Below are 24115 nucleotides of genomic sequence, written 5' to 3' on the forward strand. Positions count from 1 at the left end.
CGGTGAGCGAGTCGCCGCGGCCGTCAGCGGCGGGCATATTCGCGGAAGCCGCGGCCGGTCTTGCGGCCGAGGCAGCCCGCAGCCACCAGGTGCTCCAGGAGCGGCGCCGGGGCGAGGCCCGGGTCGCGGAACTCGCGGTGCAGAACCTTCTCGATCGCCAGGGAGACGTCGAGTCCGACCACGTCCAGGAGCTCGAACGGGCCCATCGGGTAGCCGCCGCCCAGCTTCATCGCGGCGTCGATGTCGTCCAGCGACGCGTAGTGCTCCTCCACCATCTTGATCGCGTTGTTGAGGTAGGGGAACAGCAGGGCGTTGACGATGAAGCCCGCGCGGTCGCCGCAGTCCACGGCGTGCTTCCTGATCGCGGCGCACACCTCGCGGACGGTGGCGTGGACGTCGTCCGCGGTCAGCACCGTGCGGACGACCTCGACCAGCTTCATCGCCGGGGCCGGGTTGAAGAAGTGCATGCCGATCACGTCCTGCGGGCGCGAGGTGGCGCGGGCGCAGGCGACGACGGGCAGTGAGGAGGTGGTGGTCGCGAGCACCGCGCCCGGCTTGCACACCTTGTCCAGCGTGGCGAACAGCTGCCGCTTGACCTCCAGGTCCTCGGCGACCGCCTCCACCGCCAGGTCGACGTCGGCGAACGCGTCGTAGGAGCCCGCCGGCGTGATCAGGTCCAGGGTCCGCGCGGCGGCGTCGGCGGTCATCCGGCCCTTGTCGACAGAGCGCGAAAGCGACTTGCCGATACGGGACTTGGCGGCCTGTGCCTTCTCCTCGCTGCGGGCGGCGAGCACGACCTCGTAGCCGGCCTTGGCGAACACCTCGGCGATGCCGGACGCCATCGTGCCGGACCCGGCGACACCGACGGAGCGCACGGCGCGGCCGGCGACGGCGGAGCCGCCCTCCAGCGGGGTCAGCGCGTCCCGCACGACCGCGGCGCTGCCCGGGGCCTCGTACGTGTAGAAGCCGCGGCCGGACTTGCGGCCGGTCAGGCCCGCCTCGCTGAGCTGCTTGAGGATCGGGGCGGGCGCGTGCAGCCGGTCGCGGGACGCGGCGTACATCGCCTCCAGGACCGTGCGCGCGGTGTCGATGCCGATCAGGTCGAGCAGGGCCAGGGGGCCCATCGGCAGCCCGCAGCCCAGCCGCATCGCCGCGTCGATGTCCTCGCGGGAGGCGTACTTGGCCTCGTACATCGCGGCGGCCTGGTTGAGGTAGCCGAAGAGCAGCCCGTCCGCGACGAATCCGGGGCGGTCGCCGACCGCGACCGGCTCCTTGCCGAGGGCGACGGCGAGATCGGTGACCGCGGCGACGGCCTGGGGCGCGGTCAGCACCGAGGAGACGACCTCGACCAGCTTCATCGCGGGCGCCGGGTTGAAGAAGTGCAGACCGAGGACCCGCTCCGGGCGGGCGGAGTCGGCGGCCAGCCGGGTCACGGACAGGGCGTTGGTGCCGGTCGCGATGATCGTCTCCGGCCGCACGACGCCGTCGAGTTCACGGAAGACCTGCTGCTTGATCTCGTACGACTCCGGGACCACCTCGATGACGAGGTCGGCGTCGGCCGCGGCCCGCAGGTCGGTGGAGGTGCGCAGGCGGGCCAGGACCTCCGCGCGCTCCTGCTCGGTCAGCCGGTCGCGCTCCACGGCGCGGGCGGTGGCGGACTCCAGGGCGGTGACCGCGTGCGCGGCGGCGGCCTCGCTGATGTCGATGCCGATCACCTCGCGGCCGGCCTTCGCGAGGATCTCGGTGATGCCGGTGCCCATCGTGCCGAGACCGACGACGGCAATGGTCTGCAGCGGGGACAGAGAGTCGGACTGGGGAGTGGCCATCGCGGGACTCCAGAAATGAAGGTGACGACTGGGAAACGCGCCCGGCTGCGCCGCGGGGGCGCACCGGCGCGGAAGGCGGAGTGCGGGTGTGGTCCGGGCTGCGAGCGCACACGCCCGGTGTTGGCGCCGCGGGCGTGCACACGCCCGACACGACGGAAACCGACCGGCTCTGTCCCGAAGCCGGGTCGTACTGCGGTACTGACGTACCGAACCGACCGGCACTCACGACGGCTGCGTCACCAAACCGTCGCAAGCAGATGTGCGAGTGCGTCACTCGCTCGTATGAGCTTAACCCGTCGGTAACGAGCGCGCCAGCCCCCGGAGTTTGCGAGCCGGGCCCCGGTGGCCCGACGGCAGTCCTAGGCTGGGTGCGTGGACGAAGAGTTGCGGTCGCTCACGGAGCGCTTACGGCAGGAGTCGCGCGGATCCGCGGCGTACGAGCACCTCGTCGCCACCGCGGACCACGAGGAACTCGCGGAGGCGCTCACCGCCGCCGGACAGCCCTTGTGGGCCAGGGAGTTGGCCGCGTTCCGGCTCGGCACGGCGGGCGACCGGCGCGCCTTCGAGGCGCTCGTGCTGCTGCTCAACCACCGCGACCCGCCGCGCTGCGCCTCCGCCGCCCAGGCCCTCGCCCGGCTCCGTGACCCGCGCACCGCCCGCGCGGCCGCCGCCCTGGCCACCAACGAACTGCGCGTCGCCCACGCCCTGCACCCGGTGCGCCTCCTCGTGGAACTGCGTGCTCCCGAGTCCGTGCCCGCGCTGATCACCACCCTGGAGCGGCGCCTGCGCCCGCACGACCCCTACCGCCGGGTGGCCCTCGCCTGCGTGGACGGCCTCGGTGCGCTCGGTGACCCCAGTGCCCGCCGCGTCCTGAACGAGGCCCTGGCCCACCCGGCCCTCGCGGAGGCGGCCGTGCACGCACTGGCGCGCATCCCGAAGCAGCGGTGACCTCTCAGCGGACCGGCTCCCGCACGTACCGCACCTCGGGCACGGCCACGCCGTCCACCTCGAAGGGCTCCTCGGCGCCGTCCGCGCCAAAGCCCGCCCGCTCGTAGAAGCGCCGGGCGCGCGTGTTGCCCTGAAGGACCCACAGGAACATCCGGGCGCGACCGGCGGCCGAGGCCTCCCGCACCGCCCGCTCCAGCAGCGCCCGGCCGACCCCGCCGCCGAGATGGGCGCGGTCGACGTAGAGCGCGTACAACTCGGCGTCCGCGGTGCGCACTTCACCGTCCCGGTACGGCCCGTGCGCCGCCCAGCCGACGAGCGCGCCGTCCCGCTCGGCGACGAGGTTCACCACGTCGCCCCTGCTGTCCCGGAACCAACTCCGCCGCCGCTCGGCGTCCGCCGCGACGTCGAGCGCGTCCAGGTAGGTCTGCGGCATGAGCCCGCGGTAGGCGCTCCGCCAGCCGGCGACGCGGATCTCGGCGACGCGGTCACAGTCGGCGGGGGTCATGGCACGGATATGCACGGGTGCGTCGTTCATGGGCGCACCTTAGGGAGCGACCGGTCCCGAGGGCGCGTGATTATCCGGCGACCACGGCGAGGGCCTCCACCTCCAGCAGGAACTCCGGACGTACCAGCGAGGCCACCTGGACGGCCGTGGCGGCCGGGAGGCGGTCGTCGGGTATGTGGGCGGCGCGGGCCGCGCGGACGGCCGGCATATGGGCCATGTCCGTGACGAAGTAGGTGAGTTTGACGACGTCCGCGAAGCTCGCCCCGGCGGCCGCCAGGCACCGCCGCAGGTTCTCGAAGACCTGGCGGGCCTGCGCGGCCGGGTCGCCCTCGCCCACCAGCTCGCCGTCCTCGTCCAGGGCGAGCTGGCCGGAGACGGCGACGAAGCGGCCGGCGGCCGTGACGACGTGGCTGTACTGGGCGGCGGGTGCGACGCCGTCGGGGGCGGGGATCCTGGTCGGTTCGCTCATGGGGCCATGGTGGACCAGGGGTCTGACAATGCCCCCGACGGCCGTCAGCGGGCTCAGCGGCCAGGCTCGGTCGGTGCTCAGTCGTCCTCAGCCTCGGAAGCCGAGCAGGCCGTGCAGGGTCGAGCCGCGGGACGACGACGCGTCCGGCAGCGCCTTCGTGTTCAGGGGCTTGGGGTCGGGCGTCTTCTTGCACACCGCGTCGACCTCGCCGCCACTGCGGGGCACCGTACCGTCGGTCAGATACGTGGCCAGGTGCTTGTCGAGGCAGTTGTTGCCGCTCAGCGTGATGCCGTGGTTGCCGCCGCCCTGCTCGACCACCAGGCTGGAGCCGCGCAGCAGACGGTGGACCGTCGCACCGCCCTGGTACGGGGTGGCCGCGTCGTCCGTCGCCTGGAACAGCAGCACCGGCGGCAGCGCGCTGTTGGCGACGTCCACCGGCTTGAGCATGCTCACCGGCCAGAAGGCACACGGGGCGTTGTACCAGGCGTTGTTCCAGGTCATGAACGGCGCCGTCTCGTGCACCGCCCAGGTGTCCTTGTCCCACTGGCGCCAGTCACGCGGCCAGGATGCGTCGCGGCACTGCACCGAGGTGTAGACGCTGTAGCCGTTGTCGCCCTCGGGGTCGACGGCGGCCAACTTCTCGTACGCGTCGACCAGCGCGTCGGACTTCCTGCCGTGGACGTACGACGCGAACGCGTCGGCGAGCGAGGGCCAGTAGCCGTCGTAGTAGCCGCCGGGCATGAACGTGTCCTCCAGCTCGGAGGGGCCGACCTTGCCGCCCGCCGGCTTCTCGGCGAGGGCCGCCCGCATGGCGTACCAGCGGGCCTCGACCTTCTTCGGGTCGGTGCCCAGCTTGTACGTCCCGTCGTGCCGCGCGATCCACGCCATCAGGGCGCGGTGGCGGTCGTTGAACGCCCGGTCCTGCGCGAGGTTGTCCTCGTACCAGACGCCGGTCGGGTCGACGACGGAGTCCAGGACCAGGCGGTGGACCCGCTCCGGGAAAAGCTTGGCGTAGACCGCGCCGAGATAGGTGCCGTAGGAGTAGCCGAAGTAACTGAGCCGCCGTGCGCCGAGGGCCCGGCGGATCGCGTCCATGTCCCGGACGGCGCTGAGGGTGCCCATGTACCGCAGCACGCCCGGGTACTTCTTGCCGCAGGCGGCGGCGAACGCCTTCGCGCGCGCGAGGCCGGCGTTCTCGAGCTCCGCCGTGCCCGGCACGGAGTCCGGACGCACCGGGTCGAAGTGGCCCGGCTCGCAGTCCAGCGCGGGGGTACTCTTTCCGACGCCGCGCGGGTCGAAGCCGACGACGTCGTACTGGGCGGCGACGGCCTTGGGCAGCGCGGAGGCGACGAACCCGGCGAGCGTGCGTCCGCTGCCGCCCGGTCCGCCGGGGTTGACCAGGAGCGGGCCCTGCGACGTCCGGGCGGTGTGCGGGACGCGGGTCAGGGCGAGCGTGATCTGCTTGCCGCGTGGGTTCATGTGGTCGAGTGGCACCCGCAGCGACGCGCACTGGAGCGTCGGGTAGTCGGTCGTGCCGCACTTCTTCCAGCTGGGCCCGGTCGTCCGGGTCGTACGGTCCGGTAGAACGGACGGCGCGTGGTGCCGGGTGCTCGCGTCGGCGGGGACGGCCGTGAACGATCCGGCCAGGACGACGGCGGCGCCGCACAGCACGGCTGCGCGTGTTCCCATGGGTCCTCCCAGGGACGGAGGGGACATGGACCGCGTGAGTCACGGTCCTCGCCGCATCGTCCCGAAGAGAACGTCCGGAAGAACCCGTTCTGGCAATACTTGACCCAATCGGGTCGAGTGATGCCCTCGAACGCTCTCAGATCAGCGTGAGTTGGGTCGGCTCGCCGACGGCGGGGTCCGCTGCCGGGCGCTGCGGCTCGGGCGGGCGGATCCGGCGGTGCGCGGCCGCGCGCGTGGGGCCGATGCCGTACTCCCGGGCCAGGTCGTGTACCTGACGGGTGATCCGGCGCTGGTACCACTTCGGCGCGTAGGCGCCCTCCGCGTACAGCCGCTCGTAACGGCGGACGAGATACGGGTGGTGCTGGGCGAGCCAGGCCATGAACCACTCGCGGGCGCCGGGCCGCAGGTGCAGCACCAGCGGGGTGACGGAGGTCGCCCCGGCGGCCGCGATGGCGCGCACGGTGGCCCGCAGCTGGGCCGGGTCGTCGCCCAGGAAGGGGATCACCGGTGCCATCAGCACCCCGCAGCCGATGCCGTGCTCGGCGAGCGTCCGTACGACTTCCAGGCGTCGCTCGGGCGCGGGCGTGCCCGGCTCGACGGTGCGCCACAGGTCCGGGTCGGTGAAGCCCACCGACATCGAGACGGCCACGTCCGTGACCTCGGCGGCCCGCTTCAGCAGGTCGAGGTCGCGCAGGATCAGCGTGCCCTTGGTCAGGATCGAGAACGGGTTCGCGTGGTCGGTCAGGGCGGAGATGATCCCCGGCATCAGGCAGTAGCGGCCCTCGGCGCGCTGGTAGCAGTCGACGTTCGTGCCCATCGCCACGTGCTCGCCCTGCCAGCGGCGGGAGCCGAGCTGGCGCCGCAGTACCTCGGGCGCGTTCACCTTGACCACGATCTGGGTGTCGAAGCCGATTCCGGTGTCGAGGTCCAGATAGCTGTGCGTCTTGCGGGCGAAGCAGTACACGCACGCGTGCGTGCAGCCCCGGTAGGGGTTGACCGTCCACTCGAACGGCATGCGCGAGGCGCCCGGCACCCGGTTCAGGATCGAGCGCGCCCGGATCTCGTGGAAGGTGATCCCGCGGAACTCGGGCGTGTCGAACGTACGGGTGGTCACCGCGTCCGCGCCGAAGAGCGCGCCGTCGGCCCGGCTGTGCCCGCCGGGCTCCTGTGTCCCGTGTTCCGGCTCGCCCTCGGGTTCCACTGTGAGGTTCTGCCAGCGCATTACGCCTCCTCGGTAGCGCCGTCCTCCGAGAATAGAACATTCGTTCGCATGATCGTGCAAGGCGGTTTCCGAGTGCGTTTCCGATCGCTTGCGGTACCCCGATTTGGGGGGTCGGGGACCAGGGTGGTTGGCTTGGTCCCATCCCGAGAACTCAGGTCCTGGAGGAATGCAATGGCGCAGGTCGAGGCCACTACGGAGCGGGTCGTCGCGGCGGACGCGGACACCGTGTTCGACGCTCTGGCCGACTACAGCGGCACGCGCGCGAAGCTGCTGCCCGAGCACTTCAGCGAGTACGAGGTGCGCGAGGGTGGCGACGGCGAGGGCACCCTCGTCCACTGGAAGCTCCAGGCCACCAGCAAGCGGGTGCGCGACTGCCTGCTCGAGGTCAGCGAGCCGACCGACGGCGAGCTGATCGAGAAGGACCGCAACTCCACCATGGTCACCACCTGGCGTGTGACCCCGGCGGGCGAGGGCAAGTCCCGCGTCACCGTGACCACCACCTGGAAGGGCGCCGGCGGTATCGGCGGCTTCTTCGAGCGGACCTTCGCCCCCAAGGGTCTCGGCCGGATCTACGACGCGGTGCTCGCCCGGCTCGCCGTCGAGGTCGAGAAGTAGCCCCACGTTCAACCGGCAGGCGGCAAAGGCACGTTGGCCCTCTCACCGGTTCGAGTGGATCTCCGTGCGCCCCGGCATGACGCCGTAACTCGTCGCGCTTGTTCGTAGTTGTCGACTTACGCGGGATTTACGCGGACATCATGCGACAGCGCGGCGAGGGGAGCGGCAGGTGGGCGGGATCACCCTGGTGAAGGACGCGCCGGACACGGTGGCGCCGGTGGCCGTCGAGCCGCCGGCGCCCGCCCCGCCCTCCGGCCCCGCCGCCGAACTCGGCCCGCGCCGCATCCGGTTGGTCTTCTGCGGGCTGATGCTCGCCCTGCTCCTCGCCGCCCTGGAGCAGATGATCGTCGCCACCGCCCTGCCGAAGGTCGTCGGCGAGCTGCACGGCCTGGACAAGATGTCCTGGGCCATCACGGCGTACCTGCTCACCGCCACCGTGGGCCTGCCGCTGTACGGCAAGCTCGGCGACCTCCTCGGCCGCAAGGGCGTCTTCCAGTTCGCGATCGTCGTCTTCGTCATCGGCTCCGCGCTCGCCGGACGGGCGCAGACCATGGACCAGTTGATCGCCTTCCGCGCGGTCCAGGGTGTCGGCGCGGGCGGCCTCGTGATCGGCGTGCAGGCGATCATCGCGGACCTCGTGCCGCCCCGGCAGCGCGGCCGCTTCATGGGCCTGATCGGCGCCGCCTTCGGCCTCGCCTCCGTCGCCGGCCCCCTCCTCGGCGGCTACTTCACCGACCACCTCTCCTGGCGCTGGTGCTTCTACATCAACGTGCCCTTCGGCCTGTTCACCCTCGCCGTCGTCAGCGCCGTCCTCAAACTCCCCAAGCCGCGGGTGCGGCCCCGCTTCGACGTCCTCGGGGCGCTGTTGCTCGCCGCCGCCTCCACCTGCCTTGTCCTGCTGACCAGTTGGGACGGCACCGAGTACGCCTGGGGCTCGCGCGAGATCCTCGGGCTCGGCGCGGGCGCGGCCGCGGCGGCCCTCCTCTTCGTCCTCGTCGAGCACCACGCGGTCGAACCCCTCATCCCGCTGCGGCTGTTCAGGGACTCCGTCTTCAACGTCAGCGGCCTGGTAGGGCTCGTCATCGGCGTCGCCCTGTTCGGCGCCGCCAGTTATCTGCCGACCTTCCTGCAGATGGTCGACGGGGCCACCGCCACCGAGTCCGGCCTGCTGATGCTGCCCATGATGGGCGGGATCGTCGGTGCCTCCATCGTCTCGGGGCAGCTCATCAGCCGCACCGGCCGCTACAAGGCGTACCCGGTGCTCGGGGGCGCCCTCTCCGCGACCGGGATGTGGCTGCTGTCCCGGCTGGAGACCGACACGCCCCGGCTGCACTACAGCATCTGGATGGCCGTCCTCGGCGCCGGCATCGGCCTGGTCATGCCCGTACTCATCCTCGCCGTGCAGAACTCCGTGCGCCCGGCCGACCTCGGCACCGCCACCAGCGCCAACAACTACTTCCGGCAGATCGGCGGCAGCGTCGGCGCCGCCGTCTTCGGCACGCTGTTCGCGAACCGGCTCACCGACGCCCTGCGCGAACGCATCCCCGCGCGCGAGGGCGCCCGGCTCCCCGACCCCGAGTCGCTCACCCCGCAGCTCGTCCACGCGCTGCCCCCGGCGCTGCGCGACGCCTACATCCGCGCCTACGCCGACGCGATGCCCCGGATCTTCCTCTACCTCGTCCCGGTGCTCGTCCTCGGCCTGCTCATCGCCTTCTTCCTCAAGGAGAAACCGCTGGTGTCCCACAACGCCGCCGAAACCGAGCCCGCGCACCTCAACTCCACGATCCCGCACGCCCGTTCGTCCCACGCCGCCGGAATCCCCGTGTGCGGCACGGTGCAGCACCCCGACGGAACCGTGGTCCCGCGCGCGGCGCTCACCCTCATCGACGTGGCCGGACAGCAGATCGGGCGGGGCGCGAGCGGCGAGGACGGCCGGTACGCCCTGGCCACGCCCGGCTCGGGGGCGTACGTGCTGATCGCGGCCGCCGGTGGCCACCAGCCGCAGGCCGTCTCCGTGACCGTCGGCGAGCGCCCCGTCGAGCTCGACGTCGTCCTCGGGGGCGCCGGTCGCCTCGCGGGCACCGTCCTGACCGCGGACGGCAGCCCGGTACGGGACGCCGCGGTCACCCTCACCAACGTGCACGGCGAGGTCGTCGCCACCACGCGCAGCGGGCGCGAGGGCGGCTACGTCATCACCGAGCTGGTCGCGGGCGAGTACACCCTCGCCGCCAGCGCGCCCGCCTTCCGCCCCGCCGCGCTGCCCGTCACCGTGCAGGCGGCCCGCGAGACCCGCCAGGACGTCGAACTCGCGGGCGGCGCCGTCCTGAAGGGCACCGTCCGGGCCGGCGGCGGCCGCCCTGTCGAGGACGCGCGCGTGACCCTCCTCGACGCCGCAGGGAACGTGGTCGACACCCTCACCACCGGGGCCGACGGAACGTTCCGGTTCGTGGACCTGTCCTCGGGCGAGTACACCGTCATCGCGGCCGGGTACCCGCCCGTCGCCACCGTCCTCCAGGTCGCGGGCGGCGGGCGCACCGAGCGGGACCTCCAGCTCGGACACGAGGACTGACAGCTCGGACACGAGGACTGACAGCTCGGACACCCGGACCGACGGTCCGTCCCAGGTCCGGCGTCGATTCCCTGTACGCGGAAACGATCCGGGGAGATCAATTCCAGAATTGGCACACATCTCAACCGGCCGCCGCCGTACGGTAGTCACGGTGGCACAGATCATCGCGGAGCCGTGGGGAGAGAGGGCCGGGACCATGGACCGTGGCACTGAGAGAGGCACACCTCCCGGCCGCGCGGCCGGGAACGGCACGGCGGCCCGGGTTCCGCTCGCCGTGGTCGTCGTCGACCGCGGCGGCCTCGTGTCCCACTGGAGCAGCGGCGCGCGACGGCTGTTCGGCGCCGCCAAGGAGCAGGCCATCGGGCGAGCCGCCCTCGACCTGCTGCCCGTCTCCGGCGCGCTCCCGGAGGGCGACGAGATCACTCCGTACGGCGCGTACGCCGCCTACGACGGTCTTGGCCACGACCTGGGGTCCTCGATCGACGGGCGGCAGAACTACCCGGCGGCGGGCCGCGCCCGCCTCACCGTGCCCGCCGACGAACCCGGCGAGGCCCGGATCCCGCACAGCAGGACGGAGTTCCCCGCGTCCGACGGTCGGCGGCGCAAGGACGTCCTGTGGTGGGCCTACCCGCTGGTGGGCCCGGGACCGGAGCGGCTGCTGGTGCTGGCCGCCGACGCGGAACGGCTGCGCCCGGCCCCGGCGGACGACAGCGGACCGGCGGAGGCGTTCGAGCGCATCGCGCCCGGATTCGCCCTGCACACCGACTTCCCCGGAGCCGACGAACTCGCCCGCCGGCTCCCCGAGATCCTGCCCAGCATGAGCGTCGACGACGGCGCCCGCATCGTTGCGCAGGTCCTCGAACTGGGCTATCCCGTCCTGGAGTTCAGCCAGAGCGAGCGGGTTCCGATCACCCCGGACTGGGGTGTGGCCCGGCGCACCGAGCGCAAGGCGCGCCGCGAGCGGGCCGCCCAGGCGGCGGCGCAGGGCCTGCCGCTGCCCGAGGACGCCGCCGAGGACGACCGCGACGACCTGGAGTACGCGGCCGTACGCGAACGCCTCGAGTTCCTCAACGAGGTCAGCGGACGCATCGGCACCTCCCTGGACCTGGCGCGGACCGTCATCGAGGTCAGCCGCGCCGTCGTCCCGCGCTTCACCGACGTCGCCGGAACCTATCTGCGCGAACAGGTCGTCGCGGGCGAGGGGTTCCCGGACGGGGTGCCCGACACCACCACCCTGTGGCACCGGGTGGCCCTCGAGCACACCGACGAACCCGGCCGCTGGGACGACGTCGTCCCGGTCGGCGAAGCCATGCCGTTCCCAGCGCACACCCCGTTCTTCCAGTGCATGACCAGCGGTGAGCCCGTCCTCGTGCCGCGCATCAGCGGGGAGTTGGGGCACGCGATCGCCGCGCAGTTCGAGAAGCGCGACATCCGCCCGCTGATCACCGGCCGCTCCATGCTGGTCGTCCCGCTCAAGGCGCGGAACGTCGTCCTCGGCTTCATGGTCCTGCTACGCCACCCCGAGCGCCCCGAGTTCAACGACATGGACCGGGTCACCGGCGCCGAACTCGCCGCCCGCGCGGGCCTCGTGCTCGACAACGCCCGCATGTACACCTACCAGGAGAGCGTCGCCGAGACCCTCCAGGACAGCATGCTGCCGCACATCCCGCCGCGCATGGCGGGCTGCGACATCGCCACCCGCTACCTCCCCGGCACCCTGCTCGGCCGGGTCGGCGGCGACTGGTTCGACTCGGTCAAGCTGCCGGGCGCCCGCACCGCCCTGGTCGTCGGCGACGTGATGGGCCACGGCCTCAACTCGGCGGCGATGATGGGCCAGTTGCGTACGGCCGTGCAGACCATGGCCGCCCTCGACCTGCCGCCCGCCCAGTTGCTGCGCAACCTCGACGACCTCGCCCAGCGCCTCGGCGACACCTACCTGGCGACCTGCCTGTACGCCGTCTACGACCCGATCGCCGGCGAGCTGCACCTCGCCAACGCGGGCCACATCCCGCCGGTGCTGGTGCGCGCCGAGGACGGCCGCAGCGAGCTGCTCGACCTGCCCACCGGCGCGCCGATCGGTGTCGGCGGGGTGCCCTTCGAGGCGGTGCGCGTGCCCGTGCGGCCGGGCGACCGGATCGTGATGTGCACCGACGGTCTGGTGGAGGTGCGGGGCGAGGACATCGGCGTGGGTCTCGCGACGCTGTGCGAGTCCGCCGCCCACCCGGCCGCCTCCATGGACGACGCCTGCGACACGATCATCCGTGCCCTCAATCTCCGCGGCGGCCGCCGCGACGACGTGGCCCTGCTGATGGTCCGGCTGACCGGCATCGCGCCGGAGGACGTCGCCGAGTGGCGGCTGGCCCTCGCCCCGGCCGAGGCCGGCCGGGCGCGCACGGCGGTCCGCGAGCAACTGCGCGCCTGGGGCCTCGACCCGCTGGCGGACTCTGCTGAACTCATGGTCAGCGAGCTGGTCACCAACGCCGTACGCCACGCCCACGGCCGACACGTCCAACTCCGGCTGGTACGAGGCGACACCCTCCTCTGCGAAGTGGAAGACGACGACCACACCCTGCCGACCCTCCTGAACGCCGGCCCCGACACCGAGTCGGGACGCGGGCTGCGCGTGGTCAGCACGTTGGCGCGCGAGTGGGGCGCGAGCCGGACGGGCGCCGGGAAGACGGTGTGGTTCGAGCTGAGTTCGCGGCGTGGGTGAGCTCGGGGCGGGCTCGGTGTACGCGACGGGCAGGCCGATCACGCCGGCGCTGCTCGGAGCGGCCCCGGCCCCGAGGCCGGGTGAGGGCTGCGAGCGGTCAGCACTCTGGCGGGAGAGTGGGAAGCGAGTCGGAGGAGCGCTGGGAAGACGGTGTGGCTCGAGTTGAGTTCGCGGCGGGGGTGAAGGGGTTCCGACGCGGGCGTCGGTGTACGCGGTGGGCGACGCCCATCACGCCTGCGCTGCTGAGCGCCGGCCCCGAGTCCGGGTGCGGGCTGCGCGTGGTCAGCACTCTGGCGGGGGAGTGGGGGGCGAGTGGGACGGGTGTCGACAAGGCCGCCTGGTTCGAGCTGAGTTCGCCGCGCGCGTGAGCCGCTCGGGGCACGCGGCGGCGTACGCGGGGCGACGGGGGAGTGGAGGAGCGCGCCGCGCGCTTGTGGGGGTGCTCCAGCCGCGATAAACCGAACTCGGCCGTCAACCACGGCTGATCGGCTTCGCATCCTGGGGAGTTGGGCATGAGCGTGACGAGTCGGTACCGGGCGGCCTGGGAGGGTTTCTGGGACGAGGCGCCCGACGAGCCGGGGGCGGTGTTCTGGGACGCCGAGCCGACGTTGACCGCCGGGCCTCACCTAGGCCTCTTCGAGCCGTACCTGGAGGACCCGGACCTGCCGCTGATCGACCTCGGCTGCGGCAATGGCACCCAGACCCGCTTCCTCGCCGGCCGCTTCACCCACGTCGTCGGCGCCGACATCGCCGAGGCGGCGCTTCGGCACGCCCGGCGGGCCGACCCCGCGGACCTGGCGACGTACCGCCTCCTCGACGCCGCCGAGAAGGGCGAGGCCGAGCGGCTGCACGCCGAACTCGGCGACGCCAACGTCTACATGCGAGGCGTGCTGCACCAGGCCGAGCCCGACGACCGCCAGCCGCTGGTGGACGGCCTTGCCGCCCTGATCGGCGAGCGTGGTCGGGCCTTCGTCGTCGAGCTCTCCGAGGCCGCCCGGCCCGTGCTGCTGGGCCTCGCCCAGAGCCCCTCCGGGCCGCCGCCCAAGCTCGCCCCGATCTTCCGGCACGGCATCGCTCCCGGCGAGGTCGCCGACGATGCGGTGCCCGAGTACCTGCGGGCGGCTGGTCTCACCGTTCTCGCGAGTGGTGAAATGCCGCTGGTCACCACCGAGTTCTCCGCGGACGGCATCCGTATCGAGCTGCCGTCGAAGTGGCTCGTGGCCGGAGTGGGCTGAGAGGGCTAAGGGGACTGACGGGACGCCCGCGCACGCGGTGTCACGTGGTGTCAGGCCCGGCCGCGCCGTTACGTCCTTCGCGTGGCGCCGCGGCGTCGCACAACCGTCGGTCCCCGCCGTGTGTCTCACACGGCGAAGCCCGGCTGTGCGCGCTCGCGCGTCACGCCCCAAGGAGGAACAACCGTGGGCATCCGCCGACCGACCGTCACAGCCGCCACCGCAGCAGCCGCCGCGCTCATCGGGGCGTTCACCGTCCCGCTCGCCGGGGGGACCGCGTCTGCCGCGGAGGGCGCCGCGACCGTGCGCGAGGACTTCGACGGCGACGGCTACCAGGACATCGTCGTCGCCGCCCCCGCCACCACGGTGGGCGGCCACGCGTGGGCCGGTCAGATCGCCGTCAGTTACGGCTCGGCGAACGGCATCGGACCGGCCCGTACGACGGTCATCACGCAGGACACCCCTGGCGTGCCCGGCGCCTCCGGCGACGACCACGGCTTCGGCTACGAGCTGCTGCCCCGCGATCTGGACGGCGACGGCCTGACCGACCTGGCCGTGGTGACGCACGAGTACCGGCCGGCGGACAACATCGGCGGTTCGGTGATCGTTCTCTGGGGGCGGAGAACCGGCCTCTCCGGTCAAGGCGCGGTCCGGATCCCCGCACCGGCGAACGCGTTCGTCGGCGAGGACATCACCGCGGGCGACTTCGACGGCGACGGCCGCACGGACCTCTTCCTGCACAACTCCGAGGACTACGACGTCCGTGACGTGCTCTACGGCCCGTTCAGCCGGAACGGGGCACCCGCGCGCGAGCAGCAGCTGACCGTCTTCAGCACCGACAACACCATCTGCTCCACCGCCGCGGGCGACTTCAACGGCGACGGTATCGACGACCTCGCGACGTTCTACGCCTACGAGGACCACGCCGAGGGCGGCAAGCTGTGGCTCGGCACGAGGCAGGGCCTGTCCACCGCCCCTCGACCGCTGCCCTCCGCGGACACCACCGCCGTCGGCGACTTCGACAAGGACGGTCACGCCGACCTCGCCACGCGGGTCTTCCCGAACGGCGAGACGTATCTGGACGACGACCCGGGGACGGTCAAGATCTACTACGGCTCCTCGTCCGGTCCCAGCACGACCCGTACGAAGACGATCACGCAGGACACCACCGGCGTGCCCGGCGCGAGCGATAAGGGCGACCAGTTCGGGGCACGGCTGAACGCGGGCGACGTGAACGGCGACGGATACGCCGACCTGGCGGTGGGCGTCCCGGACGAGGCGATCGGCTCGGTGGCGAAGGCCGGTTCGACGGTGCTGCTCAAGGGCGGCAAGGGCGGGCTCACCGGCACGGGCGCGCAGGCGTTCCACCAGGACACCCCGGGTGTGCCGGGGGTCGCGGAGAAGGGCGACGTGTTCGGCGGGTCGGTGCGGCTGCTGGACGTGACGGGCGACGGGCGGGCGGATCTCGCCGCGGGCGCGCCGGGCGAGGACCTGGGCACGGTCGCGAACGGCGGCGCCGTGTGGCTGCTGCGGGGCACGGCGTCCGGTCTCACGGCTTCGAAGGCCGTCGCGCGGAACCCGGTGGACCTGGGGGCGTCGGCGGCGGGAGCGGAGTTCGGGGAGAACCTGGGCGGGGACAACGGGCCGGTGCTGTTGATTCCGTAGGCCTGCCAGTTCCGTAGGGACTTCCCTCACCGGCGTTTCCTAGGAACTTCCCTCGTCGGCGCGTAACGTGACCGCCCATGAAGATCCTCATCAGTGCCGACATGGAGGGTGCCACCGGCGTCACCTGGCCGGCCGACGTGCTGCCGGGGACGCCGCAGTGGGAGCGGTGCCGGGCCATGTTCACCTCCGACGTCAACGCCGCGGCCCTGGGCTTCTTCGACGGCGGTGCCGACGAGGTGCTCGTCAACGAGGCCCACTGGAGCATGCGCAACCTGCTCCTGGAACAGCTCGACGACCGGGTGGAGATGATCACCGGCCGGCACAAGTCGCTGTCCATGGTCGAGGGCGTGCAGCACGGGGACGTGGACGGCATCGCCTTCGTCGGCTACCACACGGGCGCCGGCGCCGAGGGCATCCTCGCGCACACCTACCTCGCCAACTCCATCACCGGGGTGTGGCTGAACGACGTACGGGCGAGCGAGGGACTGCTCAACGCGCACGTCGTCGCCGAGTACGGGGTGCCCGTCGTCCTGGTCACCGGAGACGACCTGGCCTGCGAGGACGCGCTCGGGTACGCGCCCGAAGCGCTCAAGGTCGCGGTCAAGGACCATGTGTCGCGGTACGCGGCCGTGTGCCGTACGCCGGGCCGGACCGCCGCCGACATCCGCGCCGCCGCCAAGGAGGCGGCCGCGCTCGCGGTGCGGCACGAGCCGGTCGAGGCGGGCCCGTTCACCGTCGCCGTGGAGTTCGACGCCGAGCACCTGGCGCTGAGCGCGACCGTCGTCCCCGGCGTCGCGCGCATCGGGGAGCGGAAGGTGGCGTACACCAGCGGCACCATGTACGAAGCGATCCGCACCTTCAAGGCGGTCACCACGATCGTCTCGTCGGCGGTGGAGGAGCAGTATGGCTGACCAGCCGGCACTCGATGAGGTCGTCCGGTTCACGTCCGACCTCATTCGCATCGACACCACCAACCGGGGCGGCGGGGACTGCCGCGAGCGGCCGGCCGCCGAGTACGCGGCCGAGCAACTCGCGGCCGCGGGGATCGAACCCGTGCTCCTGGAGCGCACGCCGGGGCGTACGAACGTCGTCGCGCGCATCGAGGGCACCGACCCCGGCGCCGACGCGCTGCTCGTGCACGGTCACCTCGACGTGGTGCCCGCCGAGGCCGCCGACTGGAGCGTGCACCCCTTCTCCGGGGAGGTCCGCGACGGGGTGGTGTGGGGCCGGGGCGCGGTCGACATGAAGAACATGGACGCGATGATCCTCTCGGTGATCCGCTTCTGGGCGCGCCAGGGCATCCGCCCACGCCGGGACATCGTCGTCGCGTTCACCGCCGACGAGGAGGCCAGCGCCGAGGACGGCTCCGGCTTCCTCGCCGACCGGCACCCCGGCCTCTTCGAGGGCTGCACCGAGGGCGTCAGCGAGTCGGGCGCGTACACCTTCCACGACGGCGGTGGGCGGCAGATCTACCCCATCGCCGCGGGGGAGCGCGGCACCGCGTGGCTCAAGCTGACCGCGCGCGGCCGGGCCGGGCACGGCTCCAAGGCCAACCGGGAGAACGCGGTGACCCGGCTCGCCGCCGCGATCACCCGGATCGGCGAGCAGGAGTGGCCACTGCGGCTCACCCCGACGGTGCGCGCCTGCCTCACCGAACTCGCCGCGCTGTACGGCATCGAGACCGACCTGAGCGACGTCGAAGGGCTGTTGGAGAAGCTCGGCCCGGCCGCCAGGCTCGTCGAGTCCACCGTCCGCAACAGCGCCAACCCGACCATGCTGGACGCCGGTTACAAGGTCAACGTGATCCCGGGCGAGGCCGTGGCCCATGTGGACGGGCGCTGTGTGCCCGGCGGCGAGGAGGAGTTCCGCACCACGCTCGACCTGCTGACCGGCCCGGACGTGGACTGGGAGTTCGAGCACCGCGAGGTGGCCCTCCAGGCGCCGGTGGACTCGCCGACGTTCGCGAAGATGCGAGCCGCCGTCGAGGAGTTCGCGCCCGAGGGGCACGTGGTGCCCTTCTCCATGACGGGCGGTACCGACGCCAAGCAGTTCTCGCGGCTCGGCATCACCGGCTACGGCTTCACTCCGCTGAAGCTGCCCGAGAGCCTCGACTACGGGGCGCTCTTCCACGGGGTCGACGAGCGCGTCCCGGTCGAGGCACTGCACTTCGGCGTCCGCGTCCTCGACCGGTTCCTGCGGACGGCCTAGCGAGCGACACATGATGAGGGACACATGATGGGGGACGACAGCATGCAGATCATGGCCTACGGCTCCTGGCCGTCGCCCATTGACGCCGCGCTGGCCGCCGCGCACGACGGACACCCCGAGTGGGTCGGCTTCGTCGGCGACGAGACCTGGTGGACCGAGCCCCGGCCCGCCGAGGGCGGCCGCCGCACGCTCGTACGGCGCCGCGCGGACGGCACGGAGGAGTCCGTGCTGCCCGCGCCCTGGAACGTGCGCAGCCGCGTCATCGAGTACGGCGGACAGCCCTGGGCCGGGGTCCTCCGGGACGGCCAACCCCTCGTGGTCTTCGTGCACTTCGCCGACCAGCGGCTGTACGTGTACGAGCCCGGCGGCGAGCCGCGCCCCCTGACGCCCGTGTCGCCGGTGGGCGGCGGACTGCGCTGGGCGGAGCCGCTGGTGGACCCGGAGCGCGGCGAAGTGTGGTGCGTACTGGAGGAGTTCACCGGCGAGGGGCCGGGCGACCTGCGCCGCGTCCTGGCCGCCGTACCGCTCGACGGCTCGGCCGCCGAGGACCGCGGTGCCGTACGCGAACTCACCGACGACCGGCGCCGGTTCGTCACCGGACCCCGGCTCTCGCCCGACGGACGGCGTGCCGCGTGGCTGGCCTGGGACCACCCCTGCATGCCCTGGGACGGCACCGAGCTGCTCCTCGCCGAGGTCACGGCCGACGGCACGCTGGGCGAGGCGCGCACGGTGGCGGGCGGCCCGCGGGAGTCCGTGGCCCAGGTCGAGTGGTCGGCCGACGGCCGTCTGCTGTACGCCAGCGACCGCACCGGCTGGTGGAACCTGTACCGCGACGGCGAGCCGCTCTGTCCGCGCGAGGAGGAGTTCGGCGGCCCGCTGTGGAAGCTCGGGCAGCGCTGGTTCGCCCCGCAGGACAGCGGTCTGATCGCGGTCCTCCACGGCCGGGGCGGCAACGCGCTCGGCGTCCTCGACCCCGAGACGGGCGAGCTCGTCGACGCGGTCGGTCCGTGGACCGAGTTCGCCCCCGCCCTCGCCGTGCACGGCGACCGGATCGCCGCCGTGGGCGCCGGGCCGTACAGCGCGTACGAGGTCGTCGAGCTGGACGCGCGGACCGGCCGGGCCCGGGTGGTCGGCGCCCGGCACACCGACCCGGTCGACTCCGCCTACTACCCCCAGCCGCGGATCCGCACCTTCACCGGCCCCGGCGGACGCGAGGTGCACGCCCACATCTATCCGCCCCACCACCCGGGCCGCGCGGCACCCGAGGGCGAGCTGCCGCCGTACGTCGTCTGGGCGCACGGCGGGCCCACCGGCCGGGCACCGCTGGTGCTGGACCTGGAGATCGCCTACTTCACCTCGCGCGGCATCGGCGTCGCCGAGGTCAACTACGGCGGCTCCACCGGCTACGGCCGCGAGTACCGCGACCGGCTGCGCGAGCAGTGGGGCGTCGTCGACGTCGAGGACTGCGCGGCCGTCGCCCTCGCCCTCGCGGACGAGGGCACCGCCGACCGGGACCGGCTCGCCATCCGGGGCGGCAGCGCGGGCGGCTGGACCGCCGCCGCCTCTTTGACCAGAACCGACGTCTACGCCTGCGGCACCATCAGCTACCCCATCCTCGACCTCGCCGGCTGGGGCAGCGGGGAGACCCACGACTTCGAGTCGCGCTATCTGGAGGGCCTGGTCGGCCCGCTCGCCGAGGTGCCCGAGCGGTACGCCGAGCGCTCGCCCAGCGAGCACGCCGACCGGATCACCGCGCCCTTCCTGCTGCTCCAGGGCCTGGACGACGTCATCTGCCCGCCCGTGCAGTGCGAGCGCTTCCTCGACCGGCTCCGGGGCCGGCGGGTGCCGCACGCCTACCTCACCTTCGAGGGGGAGGGGCACGGATTCCGGCGGGCCGACACCATGGTGCGCGCCCTGGAGGCAGAACTCTCGCTGTACGCCCAGGTGTTCGGCCTCAGCGTCCCCGAGATCCCCAAGCTGGAGGTGTCCGGGTGAAGGAACTCCTGCGCCCGCCGCGACTCGCCCCCGGTGCGCGCGTGGCGGTCGTCGCCCCGAGCGGCCCGGTGCCGGAGGAGCGGCTCCAGGCCGGCCTCGACATCCTGCGCGGCTGGGACCTCGACCCGGTCGTGGCACCCCATGTGCTCCACCGGCACGGTGTGTTGGGCTACCTCGCGGGCGCGGACGCCGACCGGGCCGCCGACCTCCAGCAGGCCTGGTGCGACCCGGCGGTGGACGCCGTGCTGTGCGCCCGCGGCGGCTACGGCGCCCAGCGCATGGTCGACCTGCTCGACTGGGACGCGATGCGCGCGGCGGGCCCGAAGGTGCTCGTCGGCTTCAGCGACGTCACCGTGCTGCACCAGGCCTTCGCCACCCGGCTGGGCCTGGTCACCCTGTACGGCCCCGCGGCCGCCGGCGTCGACTTCATCAAGAGCGCCCGGGCGCAGGAGCACCTGAAGGCGACCCTGTTCACCCCGGAGACCGTGCGGACCATCGCCACCGGTGGCACGGCCCTGGTCCCCGGGCGGGCCAGGGGCGTCACGCTCGGCGGCTGCCTCGCCCTGCTCGCCGGCGACCTCGGCACGCCGCTCGCCCACACCGGTGCCCGCGGCGGACTGCTGCTGATCGAGGACGTCGGCGAACAGCTGTACCGCGTCGACCGGATGCTCACCCAGCTCCGGCGCTCCGGCTGGCTCGACGGCGTCAGGGGCATCGGCCTCGGCTCCTGGGCCCGATGCGGGCCCTACGAGCTGCTGCGCCCCGTCCTCGCCGACCGGCTCGGCGCGCTCGGGGTGCCGGTGGCGGAGGAGCTGGGCTTCGGCCACGGCGACGACGCGCTGACGGTCCCCTTCGGCGTACGGGCCGAACTGGACGCGGACAAGGGCACGTTGACGCTGGACGAGCCCGCGCTGCGCTGACCGCCGCCACGGGCACCGGCCGCGGGGTGGCCGGTGCCCGTGACCGGCGGGCGCTTCACCCGGAGGACGCCCCCGCCGTGCGCTGCGCGGACCGCGGGCCCACCCTGGTCGCATGGGTGCGAAGACCCCCGAGAGCGGCGGTGCCACCGGCGGCTGGAGCGGTGGCCGCAGCACCGTGCTCGCGCTGATCGTCCTCGTCCTGATCTTCGTCTTCGAGAACCGGCGGGCCATCCGCGTCCGGCTGCTGGTCTCCGACGTCACCATCCCCCTGTGGACGGCCCTGCTCGCCACCGCGGCGATCGGCGGGCTGTGCGGTGCGTACGTCACGAAGCGGCGCGGCGGCAGCGGCGTAGAGTGACGCGATGCCGAACGACGCCTCCCGCTTTCTCGCCGAGGGCCCCCGCGTGGGCATACGCCCCTTCACCTACGAGGACGGCCCGGAGTTCACCGCCCGCGCGCGCGAGAGCAAGGACCTGCACCACCCCTGGCTGACCCCGCCGACCACCGACGAGGCCTACACCGCGTACGCGGCACCGCTGATCGAGGACCCGGCACGGGCCGGGTTCCTGGTCTGCGAGAAGGACAGCGGGGCCCTGGCCGGCTACATCAACATCAACAACATCGTCCGGGGCGCCTTCCAGAGCGGCGCCCTCGGCTACGGGGCCTTCGCGCACGCCGCCGGACGCGGGTACATGCGCGAGGCCATGACCCTGGTGATCGGCCACGCCTTCGGGCCCATGGGGCTGCACCGGCTGGAGATCAACGTCCAGCCCGGCAACACCGCGTCCATCGCCCTCGCCCGCGGGGCCGGCTTCCGGCTGGAGGGCTACTCGCCCGACATGCTCTACATCGACGGGGCCTGGCGGGACCACGAACGGTGGGCGCTCACCGCCGAGATGACGGCTCACGGCCGACCTTCATGACCACCGGATACCGGCAGGCGGTATCCGGCACCTTTGCGGAATCCTGACTCGTAGCGCCCCTGGCCGGTTCCCCGGCGACCGGGTTCCATGGTCGTCGTGACGACGATCCGACGTGAGGTACTGACCCTGCCCACCGCGGAGTCGGGGCCCGACAACCCGCTGCCCCCGCTGCGGCCCCTCGACGAGGTCCACCGCCTCGACGACCGCGACAAGGCGGACCTGCCGCCCGACATGGCCCGCCAGGTCGACTACGCCCGCCTGCGCAGCCTGCTGCCCGCGCGCGTCCGCGACGGCTACGGCAGAACGCGCGCACCGCGGGCGATCGACGCCCTCGTGATCGAGAACGAGAGGCTGCGCGCCACCGTGCTGCCCGGCCTCGGCGGCCGCATCGCCTCCCTGGTTCACGTGCGGACCGGCCGTGAACTCCTCTACCGCAACCCGGTGCTGCAGCCCGCCAACTTCGCCCTGAACGGAGCCTGGTACTCCGGCGGCATCGAATGGAACATCGGCGCCACCGGCCACACCACCCTCTCCTGCTCCCCGCTGCATGCCGCCCTCGTCCCCGGCCCCGACGGCACCCCGATGATCCGCCTGTGGGAGTGGGAGCGGCTGCGCGACCTGCCCTTCCAGGTCGACCTGTGGCTGCCCGAGGGCTCCGACTTCCTCTACGCCGGCGTCCGCGTCCGCAACCCGCACGAGCGTCCCGTGCCCACCTACTGGTGGTCCAACATCGCCGTGCCCGAGGAGTGCCGGGTCCTTGCCCCGGCGTCGCGTGCCTGGCAGTTCGGCTACGAGCGCAGGCTGCGCCGGGTGCCCGTCCCGGCGTACGACGGCATCGACCGGACGTACCCGCTCAACAGCCCTTATGCCGCCGACTACTTCTATGAGGTGCCCGAGGGGCGGCGCCGCTGGATCGCCGCGCTCGACGCCGACGGGCACGGGCTCGTGCAGACCTCGACCGACGTGCTGCGCGGCCGCAAGCTGTTCGTGTGGGGCTCCGGGCCCGGTGGGCGGCGCTGGCAGCGGTGGCTCACCGAGCCCGGCACCGGCGGCTACTGCGAGATCCAGGCCGGCCTCGCCCGCACCCAGCTGGAGCACGTACGGCTGGAAGCGGAGAGCGAGGTGTCCTGGCTGGAGGCGTACGGCCCGCTGACCGCGCCCCCGGACGGCGAGTGGACCGAGGCCTTGCGCGGGGCGGAGGAGCGGCTCGACGCGGCCTTGCCGCGCGCGGAGGTCGACGCCGCCTACGCCGCCTGGAAGCCGTACGCCGACGCCGAACCCGGCGAGACGCTCGCCACCGGGTCCGGCTGGGGCGCGCTCGAAGTCCTGTACGGAGCACGGAAGTTGCCCGGCACCCCGTTCAGCGAGGCCACGCTCGACGCGGACCAGGCGCCATGGCGGGAGCTGCTGCGCTCCGGCACCCTGCCCGCCCCGCGCCGTCCCCGGCCGCCCGGCCCGACGCTGGTCGCCCCGCACTGGCGGGACATGCTGGAGACCGCCCCCGCCACCCCGCTCACCGAGTACCACCTCGGCGTCGCCCAGTGGCACGCGGGCGACCGGGCGCAGGCGGTGCGCAGTTGGGAACGGGCGCTGCGACGCGCCTCCTCCCGCTGGCCGCTGCTGCGCTGCCTCGCCGTCGCCGACGAGGAGTCCGGCCACCACGAGCGGGCCGCCGACCGGTACGCCGACGCGTTCGACGACCTGTGCCGCGAGCGCGGCGAGGCGCTGGACGAGGAGCCGCGCGAGGCCGGCGACGCGTGGCCGGCCGCCGCGGCCGCGCTCGGGCGCGAGGCGCTGGAGACGCTGCTGCGGCTGCGGCGCACCGAACAGGCCCGCGCGGTGTGGGACCGGCTCGACCCGGCCACCCGCGAACGCGGCCGATTCCGGCTCCTGGAGGCCGAGTTGCTGCTCGCCGAGGGACGGCGCGAGGAGGCCCGCGCCGTCTTCGAGGACGGCTTCGAGGTGGCGGACCTGCGGGAGGGGGCGGAGACGGTCAGCCATCTGTGGGCCCGCCTCGGCGCGGGTCCGCTGCCCGCGTCCTACGACTTCCGTATGCGGCCCGCCGCGCCGTGAGACGCCCGCGGCCGGTCAGCCGTGGTGGTCCACGTACTCGAACACGGTCCCGTCGGGATGCACCGCGAGCAGGTTGCGTCCCGCCGGGGTCGCCACCGGGCCCGCGACGACATGGGCGCCGAGGTCCGTGAGCAGCCGGTGGGCCTCGTCCACGTCCTTGACGGCGATGGTCGCGGTCACCTTGCGCAGCAGCTCCAGCTCCGCCTCCGGGCCGCTCATCAGCAGGAAGGAGCCCACCGCGGCGACCTGGACGCCCCCGCGCTCGAACCGCTCGGCTCTGCCGCCCGCGAGACGTTCGTAGAAGGGGATCGCGGCATCGAGGTCGCTGACACAGATACGCAGTGAGGCGCCCAGAATCTCCATACGGACGAGCCTAGTTGGGGCCGCCGCGGCAGGTGATCCCTTCGGCGGATCGGGCCGTCCGGTCCGTGACCCGCGGAGTGCGCATACGCGCGGAGGCACGCGTTATGCGTCCTTGGCCTCGGGTACCCGAGGCCAAGGACAGGGCCCGTGTCCCGGTACACCGCGCCTCGCGCACCGGAT

The 24115-nt window shown here is 73.1% G+C and carries 19 protein-coding genes; 13 read left to right on the forward strand and 6 right to left on the reverse strand.

Annotated elements, in window-relative coordinates:
* Positions 1 to 23: 23 nt before the first annotated feature.
* Complete coding sequence (locus QFZ74_RS25885) at positions 24 to 1826, reverse strand: 3-hydroxyacyl-CoA dehydrogenase family protein (RefSeq protein WP_307623236.1); 1803 nt, start codon at positions 1824 to 1826, stop codon at positions 24 to 26.
* A gap of 372 nt (positions 1827 to 2198) precedes the next feature.
* Between QFZ74_RS25885 and QFZ74_RS25890 the strand changes: the two genes are divergently transcribed.
* Complete coding sequence (locus QFZ74_RS25890; RefSeq protein ID WP_307623237.1) at positions 2199 to 2774, forward strand: adenylosuccinate lyase; 576 nt, start codon at positions 2199 to 2201, stop codon at positions 2772 to 2774.
* A gap of 4 nt (positions 2775 to 2778) precedes the next feature.
* Here QFZ74_RS25890 and QFZ74_RS25895 read toward each other — a convergent pair whose 3' ends face one another.
* The 4 genes from QFZ74_RS25895 to QFZ74_RS25910 all read right to left on the reverse strand — a co-directional run bounded on the left by QFZ74_RS25895 (position 2779) and on the right by QFZ74_RS25910 (position 6659).
* Complete coding sequence (locus QFZ74_RS25895) at positions 2779 to 3309, reverse strand: GNAT family N-acetyltransferase (protein ID WP_307623238.1); 531 nt, start codon at positions 3307 to 3309, stop codon at positions 2779 to 2781.
* A gap of 40 nt (positions 3310 to 3349) precedes the next feature.
* A complete protein-coding gene (locus tag QFZ74_RS25900; RefSeq protein ID WP_307623239.1) occupies positions 3350 to 3748 on the reverse strand; it encodes a RidA family protein in 399 nt (132 codons plus the stop codon).
* Between the two features lie 87 nt (positions 3749 to 3835).
* The gene (locus tag QFZ74_RS25905; protein WP_307623240.1) at positions 3836 to 5437 is read right to left on the reverse strand and encodes an alpha/beta hydrolase; all 1602 of its coding nucleotides are present in this window, start codon (positions 5435 to 5437) and stop codon (positions 3836 to 3838) included.
* Positions 5438 to 5573: 136 nt separating this feature from the next.
* Positions 5574 to 6659 (reverse strand): Rv2578c family radical SAM protein, encoded by a 1086-nt coding sequence (locus tag QFZ74_RS25910; RefSeq protein ID WP_307623241.1) that lies wholly within the window; start codon positions 6657 to 6659, stop codon positions 5574 to 5576.
* Positions 6660 to 6830: 171 nt separating this feature from the next.
* Here QFZ74_RS25910 and QFZ74_RS25915 point away from each other — a divergent pair, with 171 nt between their 5' ends.
* The 12 genes from QFZ74_RS25915 to QFZ74_RS25970 all read left to right on the forward strand — a co-directional run bounded on the left by QFZ74_RS25915 (position 6831) and on the right by QFZ74_RS25970 (position 23572).
* Positions 6831 to 7274, forward strand: coding sequence for an SRPBCC family protein (locus tag QFZ74_RS25915; RefSeq protein ID WP_307623242.1), 444 nt, complete (start codon positions 6831 to 6833; stop codon positions 7272 to 7274).
* A gap of 169 nt (positions 7275 to 7443) precedes the next feature.
* Positions 7444 to 9843 (forward strand): MFS transporter, encoded by a 2400-nt coding sequence (locus QFZ74_RS25920; RefSeq protein ID WP_373462436.1) that lies wholly within the window; start codon positions 7444 to 7446, stop codon positions 9841 to 9843.
* Between the two features lie 196 nt (positions 9844 to 10039).
* The gene (locus QFZ74_RS25925; RefSeq protein ID WP_307624280.1) at positions 10040 to 12556 is read left to right on the forward strand and encodes a SpoIIE family protein phosphatase; all 2517 of its coding nucleotides are present in this window, start codon (positions 10040 to 10042) and stop codon (positions 12554 to 12556) included.
* 512 nt (positions 12557 to 13068) lie between these two features.
* Positions 13069 to 13791, forward strand: coding sequence for a class I SAM-dependent methyltransferase (locus QFZ74_RS25930; protein WP_307623243.1), 723 nt, complete (start codon positions 13069 to 13071; stop codon positions 13789 to 13791).
* A gap of 183 nt (positions 13792 to 13974) precedes the next feature.
* Positions 13975 to 15453, forward strand: a complete 1479-nt coding sequence (locus QFZ74_RS25935) for an FG-GAP-like repeat-containing protein (protein ID WP_307623244.1) — start codon at positions 13975 to 13977, stop codon at positions 15451 to 15453.
* A gap of 77 nt (positions 15454 to 15530) precedes the next feature.
* Entirely contained in the window at positions 15531 to 16364 is an 834-nt protein-coding gene (locus tag QFZ74_RS25940; RefSeq protein ID WP_307623245.1) for a M55 family metallopeptidase, read from the forward strand.
* On the forward strand, positions 16357 to 17661 hold the full coding sequence (locus tag QFZ74_RS25945; RefSeq protein WP_307623246.1) for a M20/M25/M40 family metallo-hydrolase: 1305 nt from the start codon (positions 16357 to 16359) through the stop codon (positions 17659 to 17661). Before QFZ74_RS25940 ends, QFZ74_RS25945 begins: the two co-directional genes overlap by 8 nt.
* Positions 17662 to 17703: 42 nt before the next feature.
* Positions 17704 to 19656, forward strand: coding sequence for a prolyl oligopeptidase family serine peptidase (locus QFZ74_RS25950; protein ID WP_373462496.1), 1953 nt, complete (start codon positions 17704 to 17706; stop codon positions 19654 to 19656).
* On the forward strand, positions 19653 to 20576 hold the full coding sequence (locus QFZ74_RS25955) for an LD-carboxypeptidase (protein ID WP_307623248.1): 924 nt from the start codon (positions 19653 to 19655) through the stop codon (positions 20574 to 20576). The genes QFZ74_RS25950 and QFZ74_RS25955 overlap by 4 nt, the downstream gene beginning before the upstream one ends.
* A 112-nt stretch (positions 20577 to 20688) precedes the next feature.
* Complete coding sequence (locus QFZ74_RS25960) at positions 20689 to 20934, forward strand: DUF1049 domain-containing protein (RefSeq protein ID WP_307623249.1); 246 nt, start codon at positions 20689 to 20691, stop codon at positions 20932 to 20934.
* Between the two features lie 4 nt (positions 20935 to 20938).
* A complete protein-coding gene (locus QFZ74_RS25965) occupies positions 20939 to 21499 on the forward strand; it encodes a GNAT family N-acetyltransferase (RefSeq protein WP_307623250.1) in 561 nt (186 codons plus the stop codon).
* 87 nt (positions 21500 to 21586) lie between these two features.
* Positions 21587 to 23572 (forward strand): DUF5107 domain-containing protein, encoded by a 1986-nt coding sequence (locus tag QFZ74_RS25970; RefSeq protein WP_307623251.1) that lies wholly within the window; start codon positions 21587 to 21589, stop codon positions 23570 to 23572.
* Positions 23573 to 23587: 15 nt separating this feature from the next.
* On the opposite strand, the gene QFZ74_RS25975 is transcribed toward QFZ74_RS25970, so the two are convergent.
* Positions 23588 to 23935, reverse strand: coding sequence for a VOC family protein (locus QFZ74_RS25975; RefSeq protein ID WP_307623252.1), 348 nt, complete (start codon positions 23933 to 23935; stop codon positions 23588 to 23590).
* Positions 23936 to 24115: the final 180 nt, after the last annotated feature.

The organism is Streptomyces sp. V3I7, assembly GCF_030817495.1.
GTDB lineage: Bacteria > Actinomycetota > Actinomycetes > Streptomycetales > Streptomycetaceae > Streptomyces.

Bases quoted from the DNA above. Each gene is read 5' to 3' on its own strand.
- QFZ74_RS25885 (WP_307623236.1), bottom strand. From the start codon at position 1,826: ATGGCCACTCCCCAGTCCGACTCTCTGTCCCCGCTGCAGACCATTGCC.
- QFZ74_RS25895 (WP_307623238.1), bottom strand. From the start codon at position 3,309: ATGAACGACGCACCCGTGCATATCCGTGCCATGACCCCCGCCGACTGT.
- QFZ74_RS25900 (WP_307623239.1), bottom strand. From the start codon at position 3,748: ATGAGCGAACCGACCAGGATCCCCGCCCCCGACGGCGTCGCACCCGCC.
- QFZ74_RS25905 (WP_307623240.1), bottom strand. From the start codon at position 5,437: ATGGGAACACGCGCAGCCGTGCTGTGCGGCGCCGCCGTCGTCCTGGCC.
- QFZ74_RS25910 (WP_307623241.1), bottom strand. From the start codon at position 6,659: ATGCGCTGGCAGAACCTCACAGTGGAACCCGAGGGCGAGCCGGAACAC.
- QFZ74_RS25915 (WP_307623242.1), top strand. From the start codon at position 6,831: ATGGCGCAGGTCGAGGCCACTACGGAGCGGGTCGTCGCGGCGGACGCG.
- QFZ74_RS25925 (WP_307624280.1), top strand. From the start codon at position 10,040: ATGGACCGTGGCACTGAGAGAGGCACACCTCCCGGCCGCGCGGCCGGG.
- QFZ74_RS25930 (WP_307623243.1), top strand. From the start codon at position 13,069: ATGAGCGTGACGAGTCGGTACCGGGCGGCCTGGGAGGGTTTCTGGGAC.
- QFZ74_RS25940 (WP_307623245.1), top strand. From the start codon at position 15,531: ATGAAGATCCTCATCAGTGCCGACATGGAGGGTGCCACCGGCGTCACC.
- QFZ74_RS25945 (WP_307623246.1), top strand. From the start codon at position 16,357: ATGGCTGACCAGCCGGCACTCGATGAGGTCGTCCGGTTCACGTCCGAC.
- QFZ74_RS25950 (WP_373462496.1), top strand. From the start codon at position 17,704: ATGCAGATCATGGCCTACGGCTCCTGGCCGTCGCCCATTGACGCCGCG.
- QFZ74_RS25960 (WP_307623249.1), top strand. From the start codon at position 20,689: ATGGGTGCGAAGACCCCCGAGAGCGGCGGTGCCACCGGCGGCTGGAGC.
- QFZ74_RS25965 (WP_307623250.1), top strand. From the start codon at position 20,939: ATGCCGAACGACGCCTCCCGCTTTCTCGCCGAGGGCCCCCGCGTGGGC.
- QFZ74_RS25970 (WP_307623251.1), top strand. From the start codon at position 21,587: ATGGTCGTCGTGACGACGATCCGACGTGAGGTACTGACCCTGCCCACC.
- QFZ74_RS25975 (WP_307623252.1), bottom strand. From the start codon at position 23,935: ATGGAGATTCTGGGCGCCTCACTGCGTATCTGTGTCAGCGACCTCGAT.